At 51.9% G+C, this 17,924-nt stretch carries 17 protein-coding genes; 5 read left to right on the forward strand and 12 right to left on the reverse strand.

Annotated elements, in window-relative coordinates; all coding sequences use genetic code 11:
* Positions 1-174 precede the first annotated feature (174 nt).
* The gene (locus DQG23_RS21855; RefSeq protein ID WP_113033008.1) at positions 175-1,245 is read right to left on the reverse strand and encodes an LCP family protein; all 1,071 of its coding nucleotides are present in this window, start codon (positions 1,243-1,245) and stop codon (positions 175-177) included.
* Between the two features lie 301 nt (positions 1,246-1,546).
* On the opposite strand from DQG23_RS21855, the gene DQG23_RS21860 reads away from it, so the two are divergent.
* Positions 1,547-1,810 carry a hypothetical protein gene (locus DQG23_RS21860; protein ID WP_113033009.1) on the forward strand — a complete coding sequence of 88 codons (264 nt, stop codon included), beginning with the start codon at positions 1,547-1,549 and terminating at the stop codon, positions 1,808-1,810.
* A 243-nt stretch (positions 1,811-2,053) separates the two neighbouring features.
* Here the strand turns inward: DQG23_RS21860 and DQG23_RS21865 are convergent, their stop codons facing one another.
* The 6 genes from DQG23_RS21865 to DQG23_RS21890 all read right to left on the reverse strand — a co-directional run bounded on the left by DQG23_RS21865 (position 2,054) and on the right by DQG23_RS21890 (position 6,221).
* A complete protein-coding gene (locus DQG23_RS21865) occupies positions 2,054-2,395 on the reverse strand; it encodes a DUF1801 domain-containing protein (protein ID WP_113033010.1) in 342 nt (113 codons plus the stop codon).
* 42 nt (positions 2,396-2,437) lie between these two features.
* Entirely contained in the window at positions 2,438-2,830 is a 393-nt protein-coding gene (locus tag DQG23_RS21870; RefSeq protein WP_113033011.1) for a VOC family protein, read from the reverse strand.
* An 88-nt stretch (positions 2,831-2,918) separates the two neighbouring features.
* Positions 2,919-3,353, reverse strand: coding sequence for a YciI family protein (locus tag DQG23_RS21875; protein WP_113033012.1), 435 nt, complete (start codon positions 3,351-3,353; stop codon positions 2,919-2,921).
* A 155-nt stretch (positions 3,354-3,508) separates the two neighbouring features.
* Positions 3,509-4,774: an RNA polymerase sigma factor gene (locus DQG23_RS21880; protein WP_113033013.1), complete on the reverse strand. Its 1,266-nt coding sequence runs from the start codon at positions 4,772-4,774 to the stop codon at positions 3,509-3,511.
* On the reverse strand, positions 4,771-5,205 hold the full coding sequence (locus DQG23_RS21885; protein WP_113033014.1) for a YciI family protein: 435 nt from the start codon (positions 5,203-5,205) through the stop codon (positions 4,771-4,773). Before DQG23_RS21885 ends, DQG23_RS21880 begins: the two co-directional genes overlap by 4 nt.
* Before the next feature lie 329 nt (positions 5,206-5,534).
* The gene (locus tag DQG23_RS21890; protein WP_158560631.1) at positions 5,535-6,221 is read right to left on the reverse strand and encodes a phytanoyl-CoA dioxygenase family protein; all 687 of its coding nucleotides are present in this window, start codon (positions 6,219-6,221) and stop codon (positions 5,535-5,537) included.
* Positions 6,222-6,413: 192 nt separating this feature from the next.
* Between DQG23_RS21890 and DQG23_RS21895 the strand changes: the two genes are divergently transcribed.
* Both DQG23_RS21895 and DQG23_RS21900 read left to right on the forward strand, forming a co-directional pair.
* Positions 6,414-7,259 (forward strand): AraC family transcriptional regulator, encoded by an 846-nt coding sequence (locus tag DQG23_RS21895; protein ID WP_158560632.1) that lies wholly within the window; start codon positions 6,414-6,416, stop codon positions 7,257-7,259.
* Positions 7,260-7,329: 70 nt separating this feature from the next.
* Positions 7,330-8,337, forward strand: a complete 1,008-nt coding sequence (locus tag DQG23_RS21900) for a MerR family transcriptional regulator (RefSeq protein WP_238177972.1) — start codon at positions 7,330-7,332, stop codon at positions 8,335-8,337.
* Between the two features lie 67 nt (positions 8,338-8,404).
* Here the strand turns inward: DQG23_RS21900 and DQG23_RS21905 are convergent, their stop codons facing one another.
* Entirely contained in the window at positions 8,405-9,910 is a 1,506-nt protein-coding gene (locus DQG23_RS21905) for an alpha/beta hydrolase family protein (RefSeq protein WP_238177973.1), read from the reverse strand.
* A gap of 220 nt (positions 9,911-10,130) precedes the next feature.
* Between DQG23_RS21905 and DQG23_RS21910 the strand changes: the two genes are divergently transcribed.
* Positions 10,131-11,108: an aldo/keto reductase gene (locus DQG23_RS21910; protein ID WP_113033018.1), complete on the forward strand. Its 978-nt coding sequence runs from the start codon at positions 10,131-10,133 to the stop codon at positions 11,106-11,108.
* Positions 11,109-11,294: 186 nt separating this feature from the next.
* On the opposite strand, the gene DQG23_RS21915 is transcribed toward DQG23_RS21910, so the two are convergent.
* The gene (locus DQG23_RS21915; protein ID WP_113033019.1) at positions 11,295-12,113 is read right to left on the reverse strand and encodes a phytanoyl-CoA dioxygenase family protein; all 819 of its coding nucleotides are present in this window, start codon (positions 12,111-12,113) and stop codon (positions 11,295-11,297) included.
* 139 nt (positions 12,114-12,252) lie between these two features.
* Between DQG23_RS21915 and DQG23_RS21920 the strand changes: the two genes are divergently transcribed.
* A complete protein-coding gene (locus DQG23_RS21920; RefSeq protein WP_158560633.1) occupies positions 12,253-13,122 on the forward strand; it encodes a helix-turn-helix domain-containing protein in 870 nt (289 codons plus the stop codon).
* 692 nt (positions 13,123-13,814) lie between these two features.
* On the opposite strand, the gene DQG23_RS21925 is transcribed toward DQG23_RS21920, so the two are convergent.
* The 3 genes from DQG23_RS21925 to zwf all read right to left on the reverse strand — a co-directional run bounded on the left by DQG23_RS21925 (position 13,815) and on the right by zwf (position 17,901).
* Entirely contained in the window at positions 13,815-14,786 is a 972-nt protein-coding gene (locus tag DQG23_RS21925) for a Gfo/Idh/MocA family protein (RefSeq protein ID WP_337589406.1), read from the reverse strand.
* Between the two features lie 231 nt (positions 14,787-15,017).
* The gene (locus DQG23_RS21930) at positions 15,018-15,641 is read right to left on the reverse strand and encodes a cyclase family protein (RefSeq protein ID WP_113033022.1); all 624 of its coding nucleotides are present in this window, start codon (positions 15,639-15,641) and stop codon (positions 15,018-15,020) included.
* Between the two features lie 727 nt (positions 15,642-16,368).
* Positions 16,369-17,901: a glucose-6-phosphate dehydrogenase gene (gene zwf, locus DQG23_RS21935; RefSeq protein ID WP_113033102.1), complete on the reverse strand. Its 1,533-nt coding sequence runs from the start codon at positions 17,899-17,901 to the stop codon at positions 16,369-16,371.
* Positions 17,902-17,924: the final 23 nt, after the last annotated feature.

A 17,924-nucleotide genomic window follows, 5' to 3' on the forward strand; every position in this document is an offset into this window, starting at 1 on the left:
TCGGCAAATAAAGAACGTGCGGGGCATCGAGAAATGTTTCATCCCGACGAGCCCGGCACGTTGCTATTTTTGCGGCATTGTTGATACAAAGATTATAGTACCGCCCATATGAATTTAGTGTGAATTTTTTGGTGGATCGAGATCCGCAAACCGTGAGCAGTTATTTCCGCAGCTTCATGAAGACAAATACTGTTTGACGATCTTCTTCACCTGTTCCTTGTCCGGAATCCAATACCACAGCTGCATCCGCATGAGAGGGTCTTCCATCATCGCGGATTTGCCCGGTATTTGCATATAATTGACGTCGTCGAAGCTTACGCCCTTAAACAGCCAAGCCAAGCTGATCAAATCCGCGTCGGAAAAGTTCGTATCGACGACGTCCTTCTTCACCTTGCCGATCAAACCGGGCAGCTCCACAAGCCGCTCCGGCTGTACCAGCTCGTGCAGGACGGCTTTCATAAGCCGAAGCTGCTCCGCTTGTCTGCCGAAATCGCCGTTGGCGAGCGAATAACGCTCTCTGACCAGGGTTAACGCCGTACTGCCGTTAAGATGCTGCTCCCCGGCTTTCATTGTTATATCGGTGCCGGTTATGTGCATATCCTTCTCAAAATAAAGGTCCACGCCGCCGATCATATCGATAAACTCGGTAAAGCCTTTAAAATTCATTTTGGCATAATAGTGGATCGGCACGCCGAGCATATCGCTGACCGCCTGGATCGCCGCATCCGTACCGCCCTGACTGCCGCCTTTGGCATGGCCGAGCGCATGCGCATGGTTGATCTTCGTTTCGCCGATCCCCTTCAGATTGACGCGCGTATCCCGCGGCACCGAGACGGCGGAAAGCTTCTTGAGCGTCGGCATGACGTGCACCAAGACTATAACGTCCGTCCTCGCCGCCTCTTCGCTATCCGTATCCACACCGAGCAAAAGCACGTTAAACGCTTTCTCATCCTTCTCGGCAGGGGAAACGATCTCTTCTGATAAGGCTCCCGGACTTTCATTCGAAGCGGTATTCGCTAAGGACGGCTCCGCTGCGTTTTGTTGGGGCGAAGCGGAAGCCGAGGCAGAAGCGTCGGCAAGCTTACCGCTAGTCGGCGAATGCTCATCCGCTTCGTTCGGCATCGCCAATACCGGATACGTTTTGTATCCAAAATGACGTGACGGATGAAGCTCCCATACGCCCCATGTGGCTGCAACAATAGAGACAATGGCGCCAATTTGCAACATCTTTTTCCAATATCTCATTCTAACATCTCCGATACACGGTTATTATGATACAAAATGTATCATAATATCGCCGTTTTTTCCACGTTTTTTTTCTTGAAGAGCGGCAAGGAATGCTAGAGTTAAGCGCACCACGCTAGAGAACGCATGCGGTCGGCCTTAAGCAGCAATGCACCGCGCGCCGGGAGTAGCGCGCGGCGGTGCGGAAGAGTCCTGCGTGTGCTGGGGGCTTTTCCGCACCGCGTGGGCCTCCCGGCGCGCGGTGCCATCACGGCACGCGGTGCTCGGTCACACGTCGGCGCGCGCAGTGGGAGAGCACTGCATGCCGGGAGTCACGCGTGGTGCGGAAGAATACTGCGAGCTGCGCTGGAGTCCGATTTTACCCGATTGGAATCGAGTTCAGCTTCCTTTCCTTATCCGCAATTCGAAAATGCCCGCTTACAGCGGCTGTTTGGCTAAGTACACCGGTAAATCCTCTCTCCAAGCAGGAAAATTCGGACTCCAGCATATGGGGAAGCTTGATTCCTTTGTCCAAGTGGGCAAAGTCGGGCTACATCAGCGCCGCAGCCCGGTGCAGGCCAAATAGCCCGTTAAAGTCAGGCTACATCAGCGCCGCAGCCCGGTGCGGGCCAAATAACCCGTTAAAGTCGGGCTACACCTCCGCCGCGGCGCGGTGCGGGCCAGATAGCACGAAAAAGTCGGGCTGCACCTCCGCCGCGGCCTAGTGCCGGCCGAATAACCCAACTTGCGGCACAAAAAAGAACAGCGGCTAACTTTGATTTTACAAAGTTAAGCGCCGTCCTTTTGTGAGTTTTATGTGTAAACGTATTTAAAGCGAGCCTGAAGCGTGGCTGACCCAGGACACCAGCTGTCCGGAATCAAACGTATCGCCTTTACGCAGCTTTACCGTCTTTCTTTCCGCGGGGCCGTCGAACATCCCTTCCGGAAGCTCAAGCCCGGCGGCGTTAAAAATCGTAAAGCTGACAGCGTCCTTCGATGTCGAAATGACAGCGGCATATTTTCCGTTTTTCAAAAAATGAGGCTTCTTGTACTGCAAACGTTCATGCACATCCGGTATAGCCTGGCGGACAACCTCACGCAGATTGGCGGAAAGCTCACCCTGCCATGGTTCTTTTAACGTTTCAATAAAATCGGTTACTTCCTGGTTCATTTTGCATACACTCCTTAAAGTCAGCAGTTTGATTAATCCCGTTTACCGTTTGGTAATCATCCACGTGACGCCGAATTTATCTACGACCTCTCCATAATAGCCCCATGGCTGAAGAGCGAAAGGAAACTTGTTTTCGCCGCCTTGGGCAAGCTTGTCATATGCCGTTCTGGCTTCGGTCTCATCGTCGTAGCTCAAAGCAAGACTGATGCTGCGGCTGCCGGCTACCGGCTCGAAGGAATCGCTCATCATCAACATATTCGTTCCCGCCACCTTCAAAGCCAAATGCATGACTTTATCCTTCATCGCTTCCGGCGTACCCGGCGCCTCGCCGTATGTGGCAAGGGATACGATTTCCCCTCCGAGCGACTCCGCATAAAAATTCGCTTGGCTTCTTGCATCCTCCGACATCAGATAAGCATTTAATTGCGCTCCCATTTTTCCAACAACCTTTCCATTATTTTTTGTCTTTCTACTAACATGACGAATGAATATTGACGAAATCGACAGATGAATAAAAAAATATTTAAATTTTTTTTAACATGTCGAGCTGGTGCTGCAGGTCGGCTTCCAATGCCTTTATTCTGGGCTCTTTCAAGGAATTCGGCTTCTCTTCGAGCTTGCGCAATTCGATCTCGCATTTGCCGCGTCCTTTCGGAACCGGCATCCGGAGCGCCCAACTCAAAGCTTCGTTCTCCGTTCTCACATCGATCAGGCAGTATTCCGCAACTAGCTCCTGATCTGCTGGAAAAGGACCGGCCGACAGCTCCGGCTTTCCACCATCCGCAGGATACGATATCCTTACCCCTGCCGAGCTTGGCTGAAGCTCTTCAGCGGCAAGGAGCGCGCCCTCCTCGGCCAAGGACTTTAAGTACGCATTCATAGCGTCGTTTTGTTCCCGGCTGTGATTTACCCGAGCTTCCGAATAACCGCTCGCTTTGACAATCAACATAAATCGCATTCTGGTTCCCCCCTCCTGCAAGGTTTGCTCGCAAACCTGCTTCGTAAGCATCGTTTGGGAAGAAAACTCGAAGGCAGCGCCGCTCCCTTCACTCTCCCTCTTACTTTAACGACGAACGGGAACCTTCATAATCGACAAGGCAGCGCTAAAATATTTTATTTCGACGTTCCGGGCCAACATTCGGCCGCACGGTTCAGTAAAAGCGTCCGCTCACGCTCATTGCGGGTCATCGATGCGGCGCGTTGAAATTCCGTACGGGCTTCATCGTGCCGTCCCAGCTTCGCCAGAAGGTCGCCGCGAACGCTCGGCAGCAGATGGTATCCCTTTAAGGAATTCTCGTTATTCAGCTCGTCGACAATTTGCAGCCCGAAGGCCGGTCCGAACGCCATGGATATGGCAACCGCCCGGTTCAATTCGACGATCGGCGAAGGCTTTGCTCTGGACAGCGCTTCATACAGAGCGGCGATGCGGATCCAATCCGTCTCATCCGCGGTCGGCGCCATCGCGTGGCAAGCGGAAATCGCGGCCTGCAGCGAGTAAGGCCCAAGCGGCCGTCCAAGCTTCCGGCAGCGTTCCAGTGCCGCCAAGCCTCGGCGGATGAGCAGCCGATCCCATAACGCGCGGTTTTGATCCATGAGAAGAACCGGTTCACCCTTGGCGTTAACCCGGGTTTTGAACCGCGAAGATTGAATCTCCATTAAGGCGACCAAGCCATGAACTTCCGGTTCGTTAGACGCGACCTCGGCAAGCACGCGCCCCAGTCTCAGCGCCTCCTGGCATAACATCGGACGGATCCAGCGATCCCCGGAGGTTGCCGAATATCCTTCATTGAACATAAGATAAATCACTTCAAGTACAGTGGAGAGACGGCTTTTGAGCTCCTCCCCGGAAGGCACTTCAAAAGGAATCTTCTCCGCGCTAAGGGTTTTCTTCGCCCGGACAATTCGCTGGGCAATCGTCGATTCAGCGGCGAGGAACGAACGTGCGATTTCATCTGTAGTAAGCCCGCACAACAAACGAAGCGTCAAGGCAACTCTGGCGTCCTGGGATAGTACGGGATGACAGGTCATGAAAATCAGACGAAGGAGATCGTCGCCGATCTCCCCGTCCAACGCGCCATTGACGTCTTCTTCCGTATATAAATCCGTATTGCGGGCGACCTCTGCGTACTTCTGATCCCGAAGCTTGTTTCTGCGTATGAGATCGATCGCGCGCCGTTTGGCCGTCGTCATCAGCCAGGCGCCCGGATTGTCCGGGATGCCCGTCTCCGGCCATTTTTCGAGGGCAATGACCAAAGCATCCTGGGCAAGATCCTCTGCGAGTCCCACGTCCCGAACCATTCGCGTTAACCCCGCGATAAGCTTTGCCGATTCCATTCGCCATATCGTATCGACGGTTCGAAGTGCATGAGGCAAACTCATGCTTTTTTCTGCTCCCGGGCCTGTTCGCGAAGCGCCGCTTCTCTCGCCAGCGATTCGGGATTGTCCATAATGTCCTCCACCTCGAACACTTGCCTAAGCTCAATTTCCCCCTGCCCGAATCCATGGGGATCCGGCATGCGCAGCGCCCATTCAATCGCTTCTTCCCGGGATTTGACTTCAATCAACGTATATCCCGCGATTATTTCTTTGGCCTCCGTAAACGGTCCGTCAATCACTTTAGGCTTGCCTCCAGGCTCCGGATATGAAATTCGGATTCCTTTTGAGCTGGGCTGCAGCCCGTCGGCAGCGAGCAAAACGCCCGCTTTAACAAGTTCCTCGTTATACTTCTGCATCGCATCGATAAGCTCCTGGCTGGGCATTACCCCTGCTTCCGAATCCGCTGTAGCTTTAACGATCAACATAAATCTCATAAATGTACGCCTCCTAGTTTTTATAATGAAGCTTCGGATGCGGTATCAATAATTGGACCGTTCCGGTTATTTCCGCTTCTATGTATACGACGAACAGCTGTCGGCCGAATCGACAACCCTATCATTTTTTTTAAGGCCAAGAGGATAATTTCGTAATCAATACGGTTACCTCAACACTAACAGATACTAGGATGCCGCGCAAAAATTAGTTTTCGAGAGAAAACGGAAGATACTCTGCAGGGGCACTTCCAGACTGACAAAAAAAGAAAACCGCCCGAATCACGGGACGGTTTTCTAGCGTGCAGCCCTAAGTCAAAGCTATTGCTCCCTTAACCTACGACCTGAATCGGATTCGCCCAGCCGTACTCGGGATCGGGCTCCCTCGCGTCTTTATACGTGCTGATCAGCGCCCAGCGGTCTTTGCCGGTTACGTTCGGATACGAGGCATGGAACGTCAGATCGTGAAAAATAACCGCCGTCCCCGCTTTCGCCGGAATCGCAACGACTTTGCTTTCGTCGATATCCTCCGGGCGCAGCCTGCTGACGAACCCTTCCGACGCGTCGTCCGGATTAACATGATCTACGGCGCTGCGATGCGAGCCCGGGACCATTTTCAGGCAGCCGTTCTCCGGGAAAGCGTCGTCGAGCGCGATCCAAACCGATACCTTGTTGCTGCCTTTCCAATACGGCCAATCCTGATGCCAAGGCGATGCGAAATCTTTGCTTGCGTCCTTCGCAACCACTTTATCCGAAAGAAACAGCACCTGGTCGCCGATTACCTCCCGCAGCACGGCTGCAATCCGCGAATCCGCCGCAAGCTTGCGGAACATTTCGCTTTGCAGAGCAAGCCCGACATAAACGCCGTGCGTAAAATGCTTGCCGCTTCCTTCCCGTTCCTCAACCTTCGCTAGCGTATCGCGAATTTCCTGTTTGAACGCCGCCACCTCTTCGATCGAGAACATATTTTCCGCAATGACATAGCCGTCTCTATCATATTGCTCTTTGAATCGGGTCATGTTTATTTCCTCCCACGGATTGGATTCGGATTCGATCATCGCTCCTGCGACACCCTCATTATCCGTTCTCGCACAGCCTGCCGTAAACGCTCCAATTGCAACCGAATGCTCCAAAAGGAACATGTACAATTGCCCACGACCCTTGCAGTACCTTATGATAGACGTAACGAACAAATGAAAAGGAATGTCGATATGTATATCAAATTCGCGCCTAAGCCGAACGGGATCCCGCTTCCGCTGCTCGCCTGCGATGTCGGCTACCAGAAGCTGCTGCGCACGGATTACGAACCGAACTGCTGGCCTTTCTACCAGTTCGTTTGCTGCTACAAGGGCGAAGGGCTATACCTCACGCAAGGTCAGTCCTTCCCGTTAACCGAAGGCTCCGTCATTTTCATGAAGCCGGGGGTTCATCATCAATACGCGAAAAACGGCGACGCCTGCTTCGTCTCCTGGGTTTCGTTCGACGGCTTTTTAATCGAGCAGCTGTGCCAGAGCAGCAGCGGGCTTTTCGCGGATTCTCCTTTCGCGATCATCCAAGACCGGACACATCCGAATTTGCATCTGGACATCATGTCCGTCTTCGAGCATGCGGAGGATCCGTTCGCGCTCGAGCGCATATCCGCCGTCCTGTATCGAATCGCCATCGAATTTATGCTGCAGCTGAAGCATAACGGCGGCTCCGCCCGAATCCCGGACCGGGATCGGCAAGAGAAGAGGCTTGAAGCCGCCATCAACTGGATGAAGCAAAATGTGGACGCTCCGGCCGACATCACGCAACTTGCGGAAAAGCTGCATATTTCCCGGCAGCATTTATGCAGACTGTTTCAGCAGAAATTCGGCGTATCGACCAAGGAATATATGACGAAGCTCAAAATTTTGCAGGCCCAAAAAGATCTCGTCGAGTTCGCCGAAAAATCGGTTGCCGACGTAGCCGAAAGCCTCGGCTTCGTTAATACGAGCCATTTTGCGCGGGTGTTCAAGCAGGTGACCGGCGTATCGCCGAACGCCTTTCGGGAGTCGTTTTTTTTGCGAGGGTAATAGAACAGGATAAGTAAAATCGATTGAAACTCCAGTTACAGGAGATAGTAAACTAACATACCGGAGGTGAATGGTTTTGCATTCAAAAAACGAAACGGATCGGCAAAAACAAGTGGGATCTGCTTCTATGGATCAAGAGAGGACCTATTCGATTGGGGAAGCGGCCAAAATGATCGGCTCCACGATCAAAACCGTACGTTACTATGATGAAATCGGATTAGTGAAACCCGCCGGCTATACGGAAGGGGGGCATCGATTATACACAATGGAAGATTTATGGCGTCTGGAGTTGGTTACAACCTTGCGCTATTTGGATTTTGGAATTGATGAAATAAGTCAGGTGATATCCGGAGAAATACCGGTTGATAAAGCGCTCGACTGGCAGATCGAATCGTTGGAGACACAGGCTGCTACGCTTACGAATATGATATCGATTTTGCGTCAAGCGAAGAAGCATCAAGGGGATTCATTACGTTATATCTATGATTTGGTCAACGCACGGACAACAAACAGCGAGAAACGCAGTCGATTCATCAGCGAGAAAGTGGAAGCCTCCAATTTTTTTGACGGGGTTCCTGAAGAATGGAGAGGCTCCCTTTTATATTTTTTTAATAAATACATTATCAATCAAATAAAAGTATCCGCCAAACAAACTGTCGCTTGGAATGAGCTGCAGGAGCTCATTAACGATCCCCAGTTCATATCGGACCTGAGAAACGGCGAGTTCCTGTTTTTTAATATGGTTCATCAGCCCAAATTTGATGCGGCTACTTGGGTTAAGAAGCTTGAGGACATTCATATTCGATTGAATAAGGCATTAAAGAAGAAATTACCTGCCGATCACCGGTTCGTGCAAGCCATTGTCGAGGATACGGCCATGTTGTATGCGAATCCGGGGCAGTCGGTCGATAAAGAAGATTTCTTTCGTTACTTTGCCAAATATTCACAAACCATTCGAACAGAACGCATCGAAAGATTCAACACGTTATGTTCCATCTTAAGCCCCAAATTCCGCCAGTTTTCGAAAGGAAACCTTTTATTGCTTCAGGGTATACAGTGGAAGCTTGAACATATGTAAACAATAATGTGAACACCCGAAGGGCTAAGCGCCCTCGGGCTATTCATGATCCATATCAGAAATCGGGTCAGCCTTTCTGCAACGTAAATTCCGGATGGTCACCGATACTTTGATCCAAGCGTTTAAACGGCTGCTGCTTTAAATAGTGATCGAAGAAATCCAGGGAGAATTCATTAATAAGCCGATGGACCTTTTTAATTTTGACTCCTTCCATCCGTTCATATAGAGGCGAGATCAGATACGTATCCGAGAAGCCCATATGCTTCATATTTTTTATTGTCATCCAGTAGTTACCGCCTGCAGCTACAGATTCGTACCTTGCAAAAGTGTCATCAAAAAACTTGGTCAACTCCTCTCTTGTCGTCCCTTGGGAAGCGATATTCGCATCGCTCATATTTTTGGTGCCGGCTAGCGTGTCATCGGCGCTCATCATCAGAAACGGCTTTTTCAGTCCGTCTGCCGGAACCCGTAGTTTGCCGTACAGTCCTCCATCCATGTTGATTGCCGCTTGAATTCTGGTATCGGTCATCAACATTTGAGTCGTTGTTGCTCCACCGAAGGAATGGCCAAACATGCCGATGTTTTTCAGGTCCATTCGGTCTGTGAACCGGTGGTCCGGATCATTCTCGGCCAACTTCTCCACTTGATCCAGCACAAATTTAGCGTCTTCCACCCATCCTTCATTTAATTTATCTAAGTAGTCGATCGTATTCCTTTCTTGCGGTACAAAATGCACTACACGGCCGTCAGGAAAAATGGAAGTTGTGCTGTTGTAAGTATGATCAATGCCTACCACGATGTAGCCGTGACTTACGAATTGTTCGATTTGAAATGTGTTCTGATTTTTTACTCCGTTTAATGAATGCGAGAAAATGAGCACCGGATAGTCAGATTCCTGATTGGAAATCTCCGCGTTCTCGATGGCATTCGTTTGGACAAAACCAATACTTGTAAACAGCAGCTTCGGCATATGCAGAGCCATACTGTAGCCATTCGCAAAAATACTCGGGTCGGAAACATATGGGGCAGGATCGCCTTTGGCTGTTGAATCGGCCGGATACCAAATCTGGACCATTAGTTCACGCTTATCGCCGGACTCGGGCGTATAGGTTTCTTCCCGTCCATTATCTTTCCAAGCATAAGTAACGGTTCCTATTTTATATGGCCCTGTCGGCTTTTCAAATGAGAAAACCGGCAATAGAAGGGGCAGAGCCACGGCTGCGAAAGTATACAGCACCGCCGGTATTGTAAGAAGAACAAGACGCGCTGGGGATGTGGAACCTTTTTTCGTTTCTTCCTTCGATTTTGGATTAAACCTGACAGCAAAAACAACCAGCGGGATTAACATGATCAAATCATTCGGAATCATTTGCCAACGCATGCCTTCCATCAGCCCGTGCATAAGCACCAATATAGCGGAAACGCCGAAACCGAAAATAAGTCCTCGCTGCGGCTTGTTCTTGGCAAACAGTAACCAACCGAGCAGTAGGATATTAAAGATGACAGACAACATTTCAAAAGACCTCATAAGAATAAATCCTCCTCCATTACAGCTAGCTGCTTGATGATTCAAACTATACAACCTCCTGTAAGGGGACAATCAAGCCTTATTCAAGCGTTAGTTGAAAACCGAAGGGCTGCCGAATGGCAGCCCTTCGCTTCTGTATATGGGAGCTGACTCGGACGAGACTGACGGATTGGATCGGTAGCGAACCTGCACTTCCCGATTCATAATGTTATAATGACCATATTCGAAGCATCCACTATCTTTCGACAAAAGGAGCGTGTCCCCTATGCAATACCGGCGTCTTGGAAACAGCGGAGTGAATGTCTCTGCACTTGGTCTCGGCACGAATGCCTTCGGAACGAGGGCAAGCGAGGAAGCGTCGATTAACATTATTCATCAATGCCTTGATTTCGGGATCAATTTTATCGATACGGCGAACATTTACACAGGCACCGAATCGGAGCGGATTATCGGCATCGCGCTCGAAGGCCGGCGCCATGAAGCGGTGCTCGCGACCAAAGCCGGCTTGCCGCGCGGGCAAGGTCCGAATGCGCGGGGATCGTCGCGTTACCACCTGATGCAGGAGCTGGAAAGCAGCTTGAAGCGGCTGCGCACGGATTATGTGGATTTATACCAGATCCATACGTTCGATCCGAATACGCCGCTCGAGGAAACGCTGCGCACGCTGGACGACATGGTCCGCTCAGGCAAAGTACGCTATATCGGCGCTTCGAACTATGCCGCATGGGAGCTGATGAAAGCAATCGGCATCAGCGAGAAGCTGGGACTAAACCGGTTCGTCTCGATGCAAACAAGCTACTCGCTCGCCGACCGGGCGCCAGAGCAGGAAATGGTGCCGCTATGCCTCGATCAAGGCGTCGGCATAATCCCGTACTTCCCGCTGGCAGGAGGTATCCTGACCGGCAAATATACGTCGGCGGACAATGTTCCAACGGGCTCCCGCGCGGACGCCGATCCGAATTTCAAACGATTTCTTCAGCCGGACAAGCTGGCCCTAGGCGATCAAGTCGTCCAGCTTGCCGCAGAATTGAACTGCACGCCTGGCGCACTCTCGCTTGCATGGCTGATGCGCAAACCGGCCGTTTCGACGGTCATCGTCGGAGCCACGCGCGTAGAGCAGCTGGAAGAAAATTTCAAGAGCGTATCGCTGGAACTCGAGGACGCCGTTATGGATAAGCTCGACCGGCTTAGCGACGCTTCCCGTTACGGTGCGCCGTTCGCCGTTTACCGGCTCTCGAAGTAGTCTCGCATTGCGGCATGTCCGTATCCCGAGCGAGCATGTTGGACGACGCTCCAATGTCGAGCAGGAATCTAAGGCGTAATAGCCCCCCACATCATAAACGCCGTGCAGTGGGCGTCCGACTGGACGGTCCATTGCACGGCGTTTCTTATACTGGAAAGCCCCCAATACAGCGCTATCCCCTCCGGCTCAGCGCTGATAAACGACCGGGAAGTGCTCGCCCGCTAAAATTTCGCCCGGCTGGATTTGTACGTACTCCAGCATCGGATGGTTTCTGCTCGGCTCATAACGCGTATGTCCCGGCATGTAGTGAACGGCGATCGCCCGCCGTTTTTTCTCCGAACGGTTGTGCGGGCTCCCATGCCAAGTCAACGAGTGATGGTAGCCGACCTGCCCTTTTTTGATTTCGAACGGAACGGCTTTTACTATAGCACCTTCGGGCAGCAGCTCCGGCTGTTTGTGAATCGGCATGAAGGCGGCGTCGCTGGACAAGTATTTTTGATGATTTCCCCATTTGTGGCTACCCGGAACCATCCACATACAGCCGTTCTCGATCGTCGCATCGTCCAGAGCTACCCATGCGCTCACAAGATCCGCGGGCTGAATGATCGGCCATAACGGATGATCTTGATGCCAAGCGGTCGCTCCCCCGGTTACCGGCGGCTTGTATTGAACTTGATCATGCCAGATGCGAAGCGTATCCGTACAGCAAAGTTGAGCAATTTCCTCGCAAATGCGGGCATGCGAAGCATGCTGGAGAAAAGCGTCGCTCGCCATCCAAATATTGACGATCTGGATCACTTTCTCGTTAACGATAATTTTCATGCCGTCATACGGCGAACCGGCTTCCTTCATGTTGTGGTTCAGCACCGGCTTTCTATCCGTCTTCCCTTCCATGACAAGCTCCAGCTCCTCGCGCAGCACCTCGACCTCACTGTCTGTCAGCACGACATCGCCTTTCAGGAACCCGTCCCTATCAAACGCCTCCACTTGAGCCGCGTTCAGCATGACTAGCTCTCCCTCCATTGTAACCGCTTATATTGCGGTGATATAGTAACTATACCGAACGGTGAGAGTGAAGTATTTAAACGAACGCAAGAAGCATTTATACTTTTCCAAGATGCGCTGTATTAGGGAGGGTGCGGAGATGAATGTCGGTTCCATTCTTGCTTTACTGCCGGTGATCAACTTTGCGAGGCGCGACACAGTCGATGCGAATATGGTTTGGGGACCCAGAACGATTCCGGATTGCCAGTTGTTTTATGTGATCGAGGGAGAAGCGGAGCTGCAAATGAATCGGAGAACCTATCGGATTTCTTCGGGCGGGTGCGTATTTTACGGCTCGGACAGTCCTCACCGCTTGCAGACGATTACGGAGGTTGATTGCTACAGCGTGCATTTTCATTGGAGCCATGAATCGCCGGAGCCGGTTCACCCTGCCCTTCACATACGCGAGTGTTCGTTCGAGGATTTATCGCTCCAAGCGGTTCCTTACGAAGTGGATATTCCCGTTTACGGTAACGTTGCGATCCCGCACTGTTTCGAAGCGCCCGAGCTGGAGCAGCTGCTGATGCGGATCGTTAAGGAATATCGTTTGGAGCAGCCCGGATACGCCTTCATGCTGAGGGCTCTTATGATGGAGCTCATTGCCGTGCTCGTCCGGCATGCCGCAGATCGGGCTTCAGCAGTAAGACCTCAACGGATAGAAGCCGCGCTCGAGGCCATGCGAGCCGACCCCGAACGCGAATGGACGGTCGAACAGCTTGCCGCCCTCTGCGGGTACCACCCCGCCCATTTTACGAAGCTCTTTAAGGAGGAAACCGGAAGAACGCCCAAGCATTACATGATCACGGAAAAAATGAAACGGGCGAAGCAGCTTCTGCTGGGCGGAGAGACGCTTGAGGTTATCGCGGACAAGTTGAATTATGCCAACTTGCATTATTTCAGCCACCAGTTCAAAAAAGAAACCGGCATTACGCCTAGCGAATACAGGCAGCAAGGCATGAGGCAGGCTTGAAGTCCGCGCATGTCAATTGCCGTCGGATGGCCGACGCCATGCAGCGAAACACCATTCCGCCTAGTTAGCCTCACAGCCTAGTTAGCCTCACAGTCAATTGCGGTCGGCCAAACACCCTGCGGCCTTTAGCCTCGCATGTCAATCGTCGTCGGACGGCAGGCCCATGCAGCGAAACACCCTGCGGCTTAGTTAGCCTCACAGTCAATTGTGGTCGGCAGACGATTTACAGCGAAATACAGCCCCTTGAGCCGGCCGGTTAACTAGTAGTCTTTCAAGTCTTATACTATAGATTTCAAGGATGTAAAGCATTTGATCGTGCAACGGATAGTGACCTCATAATGAGGTGAAGTTTACTATTCGTGAGGCAAACTTCACTCTTTCAAACCGAAAACCCGTGTTTGGTGAGGTAATGAGGCAAACGCAACTATTTGTGAGGCAAACCTCATTGTTTCTAGCTGAAAATCCGTGTTCTGGTGGCATAATGAGGAAAACGCAACTAATAGTGAGGCAAACGAAATTGATAGTTGCGTTTGCCTCACTAGAGGGCGAGAACGAGTATTTTACCTTCGAAATAGTGAGGCCAGCCTCATGAACAATAAGGTTTTCTCCACTAATTGCACGATTCGTGCATAACTACGATATCCGTGTTTGTTTTCAAGTCATCAATCCCTGGTTTTAGATTTGAAACACTACTAGATCGTCACGGCTCGTCCCGTTTCGGCGGATTCGTTCGCTGCCATCGTGACCGCATGCGTCTTCGCGGAGTCGGCATAATCGGATAAAATACCCGATGTATCGCCCGTACGGACGGCATGGATGAACGCTTCGTTCTCCAGCTGAAACGGGTCCTTCATATTCCGGTATTCGGTCGTACGCTCACGTTCGATTGCCTTCATTCCTGTCGAGCGTATTTCCATTATGCCGCGGTCCGTATATAAATCAAGACCTGTCGTATGGCCCACAGGCAGCAGGCAAGTATTCGAAACGGTCGCGACCATCCCGTTACACAGCTTCAGCGTAACCGTGCCGACGTCGGCGACCGTAACGCCTTCCACCTTCTCATGCATGGAGCGCTGTGCGAACGCGGCATATGCTTCGGTCACTTCCCCGCAAAGATAACGCAGCATGTCGACGATATGCGTCGTTTGTTCGGCGAATTGGCCGCCCGATTGCTCCTGATTTCTCCACCATGGCACCATCGGCATGTTGCCCATCCAGTAACCGAGCGCCATGCCGGGCTTACTTTCGGCCAGCAGTTCGCGCGCTTTAGCAAGCGCTTCGTAATAGCGCCAATGATACCCGACGGAAGTAACCAGCTTCTTGTCCGCGATTGCCGCAGCCAGCCGCTGAACGAGGCCATTCTCCACGCCCAAAGGTTTCTCGACGAGAAACGGAATGCCCCGCTCGATAAGCGCCAGCTCCGCTTCCCCGTGCGCCATCGGCGGCACGGTTATGTATACCGCATCGGGCTTCACTTCGTCCAGCATTTGCGTAAAGTCCGCATATCCTTTGGCGCCCGCAATTTCCCTTGCCGCACGTTCCGCCTTCTCAAGCGATGTTCCGCAAAAGCCCGCTACCTGCACGCCATCGATTTTCGCAAGCCGGCTGACATGTGTCTGCGCAATGCCGCCCGTCCCCAAAAAAGCGATTTTCAACCCCATCATGATCGACCTCCTGTATGCATAAACGCCGCCGCGGCTCATCAGCCGAATCGGAAGCATTTACGAACGATAATGTAGATTTATATAAATGCTCTGATCTCCTCCGTAGTTTACCATATCCCGTGCGGTCTGCAGCTTTTATTTTTCCGGTATGTTCAACATGTAAGCTCGAAAAAAGGCTGCTCCCGCAGGAACAGCCTTTCCATCTTTCTATAGGCAATGCAGCGATGACACCTATTGTCCCAGCAAAAACGCACGCGCCGGCGCAGCTTCGATGCCTGTCAGCTTCAAAGGAGCGATGACCATAAAATACGTCCCCGCGTTGACATCCTTCAAGCGCAAGCCTTCGACGATAAGGATGCCCGCGTTCATGAGCGTCTTATGCGTGCCGTACGTCGGCTGATCCCGTTCGATGCCGAGACCGTCCGTACCGACGCCTTTGATTCCGCGTTCTTTCAAATACTGCGCGCCTTCCTCGTTAAGGAAAACGAACTTGTAGTCGAACTCCTCGGAGAAGGAATTACGCGTTTTGAAAAGCAGCCACTCGCCCGGCTGGATGCCGTACGGCTCGAGATCGGCCTTCCCGATCGACTCCTCGACGCCCGTGAAATCAAGCACGCGGGCCGTACCGACGAGCGATTCGAGCGGTATCGTCTCGATCGTATCGCCGCCGTCAAGCATATGCAGCGGCGCATCGAGATGCGTCCCGGTATGCGCGTCCATTTTCAGATCCGTTTCGTACGCCTTCGCATTGGAAAAGTTTTGCCGGTTGATGATTTTCGGCTTCTTCTCTTCCTTGTTTTTGTAAACCTGCATCCCTTCATGGATCGTCATCGAGATGTCGTATATTTTGAACATGCAGTTACCTCCGTCCGTGTGATTATATTCTCCGGCACCGTGCCATTATGAGGCTAACCTTTGCTAATGAAGCTGCCTTCACCGCTAAGAGCTATAGAGTCGGACTTTACCCCTAAAGAGCTACTTTCACTGTTAAAAAGCTTCATTCACAGCAAATGAGTTGAAGCCGCCTTCAATGGTAGTGAGGTTACCTTTACAGCTAATGAGCTATTTTCAACGTTAGTGAGGTTATATTCACTACTAATGAAGCTGTCTTCACTATTCAGCCGGTAAAATGTCCATTTGTCTCAACTAGTGAGGAAAAGTATACTACTTATTTCCTTTTCCTCACTAATAGTAACTTTTTCCTCACTAACACTCCATAACACGGCTTTTCAGCGAAAATTAGTAACGTTTGCTTCACTAATAATAACCTTTTCCTCACTGGCACTCCATAACCCGGCTATTCAGCGAAAATTAGTAACGTTTGCTTCACTAATAATAACTCTTTCCTCACTAGCGCTCACGTAACCCGGATTTTCAGCGAAAATTAGTAACTTTTGCTTCACTAATAATAACTCTTTCCTCACTAGCGCTCACGTACCCCGACTTTTCAGCGAAAAAAGCCTCGGAAGCCCGCACTCATTGTGCCGGTTTCCTGCGACAACGGTGCTTACCGCCCTCTTATGTAGCACGCTGCCCGGTTCGCTTGTTTGCAACAAGCGAACCGGGCAGCGCGTCAAATCCCTTAGCTTTGCCGTCCGGACTTCCAGACGACGTCGCTTTCGGCTTGGCCGTTCACCGGCCACCAGTGGAAGCCGTCCTCCTCAAGCAGCTTGTCCGCCGCTTCGGGTCCCCAGGAGCCGGCCGGATACAACTGCAAATCGCTGTCGTTCTGCGACCACGCCGCTGCGATCCGGTCGACGAACTGCCAGGCGGATGCGACTTCGTCCCACCGCGTAAAATACGTCGAATCGCCGCGCGCCGCGTCGAATAACAGACGCTCGTAGGCTTCCGGCGTATTCAAGCCGACTTGATTGCTTTGGCAAAAGTCCATCGCAACCGGCAAAATCGTCCCCTCGGAGCCCGGCTCCTTGGCATTGATTTTAATGTAGATGCCTTCCATCGGATTGACGCGGAAGACAAGCAGATTAGGCTGAAGCTTGCCCTTCTTGGCCAAATAAACATTGTCCGGCATGCTCTTGAACTCAACGACGACCTCGGTTGATTTAACCGGCATCCGCTTGCCCGTACGAACATAAAACGGCACGCCGGCCCAGCGGAAATTATCGACCAGCACCTTCGCGGCAACGTAGGTTTCCGTTTTGGATTCGGGATTGACCGAATCCTCAGCCCGGTATGCCGGCTTCAGCTCGCCCTTCACTTCGCCTTCGGCATATTGGCCGCGGATGACGTGAGCGCGAACATCCTCCGGCGATTCGTACAGCCGCAAGCTCCGGAGCACCTTAACCTTCTCGTCGCGGATATCCTCGGGATGCAGCCGGCTCGGCGGTTCCATCGCCATCATAGTGACCATCTGCAGCATATGGTTCTGAGCCATGTCGCGCAGGGCGCCCGCATTGTCGTAATAGCCGCCGCGTTCCTCGACGCCGACCGTTTCGCTCAGCGTGATTTGAATGTTGGCGATATATTTATTATTCCACAGCGGCTCGAAAAAGGCATTCGCAAAACGGACGACCTCGATGTTCTGCACCATTTCCTTGCCGAGATAGTGGTCGATCCGGTAAATATCTTCCTCGTTAAACACTTTGCGGATTTCCGTATTGAGATTCTCCGCCGAAGGAAGATCGTAGCCGAACGGCTTCTCGATGACGAGCCTGTGCCAGCCGCGCGTCTCCAGCAGTCCGCCGTCGCGGAGATGATGCGCCACGCTGCCGAATAATTCCGGTGCAAGCGCCAAATAAAACAAGCGGTTTCCGGCGATGCCGAACTGCCCCTCGACGCGCTCCGCCGTTTTTTTCAGCTCGAGGAACGCATCTACATTCGTAATATCGAGCGGCATGTACTCGAAATGAGAGGCAAAATTTTGCCACTCCTCATCCTCTTTAGACGCCTTATGCCGTGCAAACTGATCGATCGATTGGTATACATCCTCGCGGAATTGCTCGTTCGTGCGGGGACGCCGCGCCAAACCGATCACGGCAAATCTCTCCGAAAGCTTGCCTTCGCAGAACAAGCTGTAAATCGCCGGAAAAAGCTTGCGGCGCGCCAAATCGCCGGTTGCTCCGAATATGAAAAAGACGGCTCCCGTTTCCTTCATATTGTCGGTGAGCTTTATTTTCG

It is taken from the genome of Paenibacillus contaminans (genome assembly GCF_003285015.1).
Taxonomy (GTDB): Bacteria; Bacillota; Bacilli; order Paenibacillales; family NBRC-103111; genus Paenibacillus_V; species Paenibacillus_V contaminans.

What these genes read in the sequence shown, in the direction of transcription:
- DQG23_RS21855 (WP_113033008.1), bottom strand. Translation starts at nt 1,245, where the DNA reads ATGAGATATTGGAAAAAGATGTTGCAAATTGGCGCCATTGTCTCTATT.
- DQG23_RS21860 (WP_113033009.1), top strand. Translation starts at nt 1,547, where the DNA reads ATGCCGGGAGTCACGCGTGGTGCGGAAGAATACTGCGAGCTGCGCTGG.
- DQG23_RS21865 (WP_113033010.1), bottom strand. Translation starts at nt 2,395, where the DNA reads ATGAACCAGGAAGTAACCGATTTTATTGAAACGTTAAAAGAACCATGG.
- DQG23_RS21870 (WP_113033011.1), bottom strand. Translation starts at nt 2,830, where the DNA reads ATGGGAGCGCAATTAAATGCTTATCTGATGTCGGAGGATGCAAGAAGC.
- DQG23_RS21875 (WP_113033012.1), bottom strand. Translation starts at nt 3,353, where the DNA reads ATGCGATTTATGTTGATTGTCAAAGCGAGCGGTTATTCGGAAGCTCGG.
- DQG23_RS21880 (WP_113033013.1), bottom strand. Translation starts at nt 4,774, where the DNA reads ATGAGTTTGCCTCATGCACTTCGAACCGTCGATACGATATGGCGAATG.
- DQG23_RS21885 (WP_113033014.1), bottom strand. Translation starts at nt 5,205, where the DNA reads ATGAGATTTATGTTGATCGTTAAAGCTACAGCGGATTCGGAAGCAGGG.
- DQG23_RS21890 (WP_158560631.1), bottom strand. Translation starts at nt 6,221, where the DNA reads ATGACCCGATTCAAAGAGCAATATGATAGAGACGGCTATGTCATTGCG.
- DQG23_RS21895 (WP_158560632.1), top strand. Translation starts at nt 6,414, where the DNA reads ATGTATATCAAATTCGCGCCTAAGCCGAACGGGATCCCGCTTCCGCTG.
- DQG23_RS21900 (WP_238177972.1), top strand. Translation starts at nt 7,330, where the DNA reads ATGGTTTTGCATTCAAAAAACGAAACGGATCGGCAAAAACAAGTGGGA.
- DQG23_RS21910 (WP_113033018.1), top strand. Translation starts at nt 10,131, where the DNA reads ATGCAATACCGGCGTCTTGGAAACAGCGGAGTGAATGTCTCTGCACTT.
- DQG23_RS21915 (WP_113033019.1), bottom strand. Translation starts at nt 12,113, where the DNA reads ATGCTGAACGCGGCTCAAGTGGAGGCGTTTGATAGGGACGGGTTCCTG.
- DQG23_RS21920 (WP_158560633.1), top strand. Translation starts at nt 12,253, where the DNA reads ATGAATGTCGGTTCCATTCTTGCTTTACTGCCGGTGATCAACTTTGCG.
- DQG23_RS21925 (WP_337589406.1), bottom strand. Translation starts at nt 14,786, where the DNA reads ATGATGGGGTTGAAAATCGCTTTTTTGGGGACGGGCGGCATTGCGCAG.
- DQG23_RS21930 (WP_113033022.1), bottom strand. Translation starts at nt 15,641, where the DNA reads ATGTTCAAAATATACGACATCTCGATGACGATCCATGAAGGGATGCAG.
- zwf (WP_113033102.1), bottom strand. Translation starts at nt 17,901, where the DNA reads ATGAAGGAAACGGGAGCCGTCTTTTTCATATTCGGAGCAACCGGCGAT.